3 protein-coding genes and 2 pseudogenes are annotated in these 3298 nt (G+C 72.7%); 3 read left to right on the top strand and 2 right to left on the bottom strand.

The features are described 5' to 3' along the window. A pseudogene (locus VN520_RS27275) lies at positions 1–624 on the bottom strand (FUSC family protein); the annotation flags it as partial. 286 nt (positions 625–910) lie between these two features. Further along, the gene (locus VN520_RS27270) at positions 911–1378 is read right to left on the bottom strand and encodes a MarR family winged helix-turn-helix transcriptional regulator (protein ID WP_325749605.1); all 468 of its coding nucleotides are present in this window, start codon (positions 1376–1378) and stop codon (positions 911–913) included. A 171-nt stretch (positions 1379–1549) separates the two neighbouring features. Here VN520_RS27270 and pcaH point away from each other — a divergent pair, with 171 nt between their 5' ends. The 3 genes and pseudogenes from pcaH to VN520_RS27255 form a co-directional block, all read left to right on the top strand. Next, complete coding sequence (gene pcaH, locus VN520_RS27265; protein ID WP_325749604.1) at positions 1550–2335, top strand: protocatechuate 3,4-dioxygenase subunit beta; 786 nt, start codon at positions 1550–1552, stop codon at positions 2333–2335. After that, the gene (gene pcaG, locus VN520_RS27260) at positions 2335–2916 is read left to right on the top strand and encodes a protocatechuate 3,4-dioxygenase subunit alpha (protein ID WP_325749603.1); all 582 of its coding nucleotides are present in this window, start codon (positions 2335–2337) and stop codon (positions 2914–2916) included. The genes pcaH and pcaG overlap by 1 nt, the downstream gene beginning before the upstream one ends. Then, positions 2916–3298 (top strand): annotated as a pseudogene (locus VN520_RS27255) (3-carboxy-cis,cis-muconate cycloisomerase); the annotation flags it as partial. The gene pcaG and the pseudogene VN520_RS27255, both read left to right, overlap by 1 nt.

The following is a 3298-nucleotide window of genomic DNA, read 5'->3' as shown; positions in this document are numbered from 1 at the left end:
CCGGGTCCGGGCGTCGGGCTGCGCCGCGTACGCCGCGGCGGCGTCGAGCGCCCGGGCGGTGGCCAGACGCTCGGGCCCCTCCCTGTGCCACAGGGCCGGGCCGACGGTGACCAGCCATGAGAAGGCGCCCGCGGCCAGCATCAGAGCCATGTGCCCGGGCACCCGCCCGAGCTCCTGCGGGGCGAAGAGTGCGGCGGAGGTGACGAAGGCGAAGATCACATTGCCCGGCGGGCCGATGCGGGTCGCGTCGCAGAAAGTCTTCTGCACGGCCGCGAGCAGCGCGCCGACCGCGACCAGCACGGCGGTCGAGTCGGTGACCGAGGCGGTGACCAGAGCGACGGCGAGGCCCGCGGCCATTCCCAGGATCACGCGCAGGACGGTGTGCGCCCTGCGGGCGTACGGCAGGTTGTGCCCGTAGAGCGCGCAGAGCGAGCCCGCCATGGTGTACATGACGAGGTCGAGACGGCCGAGGGAGTACAGCAGCAGATTCGGGACGGCCGAGGCCACCACCACGCTCAGCGCGGGCTTGTACCAGGCCTCCGCAGGGCTCTTCAGCCGCAGGACACCGGCGACCGGCAGTTTGTGGACGGATGGCTTCCGAGGTCGCACAGCTGTATCACTCACCCATTCACTTTAACAGGTGTTACACACGTAAAACATTTTGCGGGCGCACCGGACACCCCCGGTCGCCGCCCCTTCGGCACGGCCACGGCGCGCTGCACCACAGCGTAGGAAGGAGACGGGCCGCACGCCTCCGGAGGAATCGGACGGAGTCCGCGCGACGGGGACCACACAACCGGCGTCCGGCGCTCTCCGCCGGGTCCCGCCGGGCACCGGCTGAGTGCCGGGGACGTCCGGCCCTCCCCCGGCGTCCCGCACGGTTCGGCGCCCTCACGCCCGGGCGCCGCCGTCAGCGGCCCGCGGGCCTCCTGGTCTCCTCCGGTGCGCGGAAGGCCTCGGCGGCGTCCGCCACCCTGTGCATCAGACTGAAGAGCGTCCGCTGCTCGTCGGCGGAGAGCGGGCCGAGGAAGACCTGGTTCATCCCGGCCGTGCGCAGGGCGAGCCGCCGATGGGTGCGCGCGCCCTCGTCCGTGAGGCGGAGCAGGAAGCGCCGCCCGTCGTGCGGGTCGCGCACCTTGTCCAGCAGCTCCCGCCGCAGCAGCCGGGTGATCACCTCGGCGACGGTCGACCGGTCGAGGCCGACCCGCTCCCCCACCGTCCGCTGGTCGAGACCCGGTTCGGCGGTCAGGGCGTTGAGGACGGCGAACTGCGGCGAGGTGGTCTCCTCGGAGACCATCGTGTTCCACAACAGGTGGTGCGCCTGCTGGAGCCGCCGGGCCAGGTGCCCGGGATGGGTGCTCAGATCGACCGCCTGCACGGCCACCGCCCTCTCTGTGTCGGCCGCGGGCCGTACGCCCCGTCGGCCGGAATACCGAAGGTGATCAGTGTACTGAGGGTATTGACCGGCATGGGAAGCCGTGGGTAGCTTCAGGGTCATCACATTTTACTCAGTGCACTGAGCATTGTCAGCACTTCACGGAGCCGTGACATGACCGCACGTGGCCTTCCCGCACATCCGCTGCCCGACGGCTTGAGCCAGCAGGAGATCGACGCCGAGGTGGCCAGGGCCCAGGCGGCGGCCGAGCCCGGTGCCCACCATCCGCCGCGCGACTATCCCCCGTACCGCAGCAGCCACTTCCGCCACCCCCACCGCTCGCTCATCCCCGTGCGCGACCCGGAGGCGGTCGAGCTGTCCGGGCCGGCCTTCGGCGTCACGGACGTGACCGCGCTGGACCGCGACCTCACCGCCCAGCACGACGGCGAGCCGCTCGGCGAGCGGATCACCGTCACCGGCCGGGTGCTGGACCGGGCCGGCCGGCCGGTACGGGGGCAGCTCGTCGAGGTGTGGCAGGCCAATGCCTCCGGGCGGTACGCCCACCAGCTCGACCAGCACCCGGCGCCGCTCGATCCGAACTTCACGGGATTCGGGCGCTGCCTCACCGATGACGACGGCGGCTACTCCTTCACCACCGTCAAGCCGGGCGCCTACCCGTGGCGCAACCACACCAACGCCTGGCGTCCCGCGCACATCCACTTCTCGCTGTTCGGTACGTCCTTCAGCCAGCGGCTCGTCACCCAGATGTACTTCCCCGGCGACCCGCTGCTCCCGTACGACCCGGTGATCCGCTCCGTCACGGACCAGGCCGCGCGCGAGCGGCTCATATCGGCCTACGACCACGACCTGTCCGTTCCCGAGTGGTCCCTCGGCTACCGCTGGGACATCGTCCTCGACGGACCGTGCGCCACCTGGACCGAGGAAGAAGGCGACGCCTGATGTCCCACGCCCCGACTCCCTCCCAGACCGTCGGCCCGTTCTACGGTTACGCGCTGCCCTTCCCCGGCGGCAACGAGGTCGCCCCGGCCGGGCATCCCGACACGGTCACGGTGCACGGCTACGTCCTCGACGGCCTGGGCGCCCCGGTGCCCGACGCGATCGTCGAGACCTGGCAGCCCGCCCCCGACGGTTCCCGTGCCGGCCTCCCCGGGTCGCTGCGCCACGACCCCTCGTCGGGGAAGGTGATCGGACGCAACGGGGTGGACTTCACCGGGTTCGGCCGGGCGCCGACGGACGCGGCCGGGCACTGGTTCGTGCGTACGCTGCGGCCCGGCGGTGCCCCGTACCTGTGTGCGGCCGTGTTCGCCCGCGGCCTGGTCCATCACCTCTACACCCGTGTGTATCTCCCCGACCTGCTCGGCGAAGACGGAGGCCAGGAGGCGGCGGGCGACCCGCTGCTGGGGTCGCTGGACGCCGGCCGGCGCGCCACACTGATCGCGACACGCACGGATCCGCGCACCTACCGCTTCGACATCCGTCTCCAGGGCGACGACGAGACGGTCTTCCTGGAGTTCAGCTGATGCACGAGAGCGATGCCGGGCTCCTCGCCCCGGGGCGGGCCGGCTCCGCCGCCGAGGCCGCCACCGGCGACCACGCGTTCCTGCAGGCGCTGCTGGACGCCGAGTCCGCGCTCACCCGGGCCCAGGCCTCGTCCGGGCTCGCCCCCGCCGAGGCGGGGCGGGCGGTCACCGCGGCGGCGGACGCGGGCCGGTTCGACGCGCGGGAGCTGGCGCTGCGGGCCCGCTCCGGCGGCAATCCGGTGATCCCGCTGGTCGCCGCGCTTTCGGCGGCCGTCGACGAGGAGGTACGGCCGTACGTCCACCGGGGCGCGACCAGCCAGGACATCCTCGACACGGCGGCGATGCTCGTCGCGCGCCGCGCGCGGGCGCTGATCCTCGCCGA

It is taken from the genome of Streptomyces sp., assembly GCF_035563135.1.
GTDB lineage: Bacteria > Actinomycetota > Actinomycetes > Streptomycetales > Streptomycetaceae > Streptomyces.
Note: the sequence above shows the minus strand (reverse complement) of the source record. Positions and strands in the feature narration are given on the sequence as shown.

Bases quoted from the DNA above. Each gene is read 5' to 3' on its own strand.
- pcaG (WP_325749603.1), top strand. From the start codon at position 2,335: ATGTCCCACGCCCCGACTCCCTCCCAGACCGTCGGCCCGTTCTACGGT.
- pcaH (WP_325749604.1), top strand. From the start codon at position 1,550: ATGACCGCACGTGGCCTTCCCGCACATCCGCTGCCCGACGGCTTGAGC.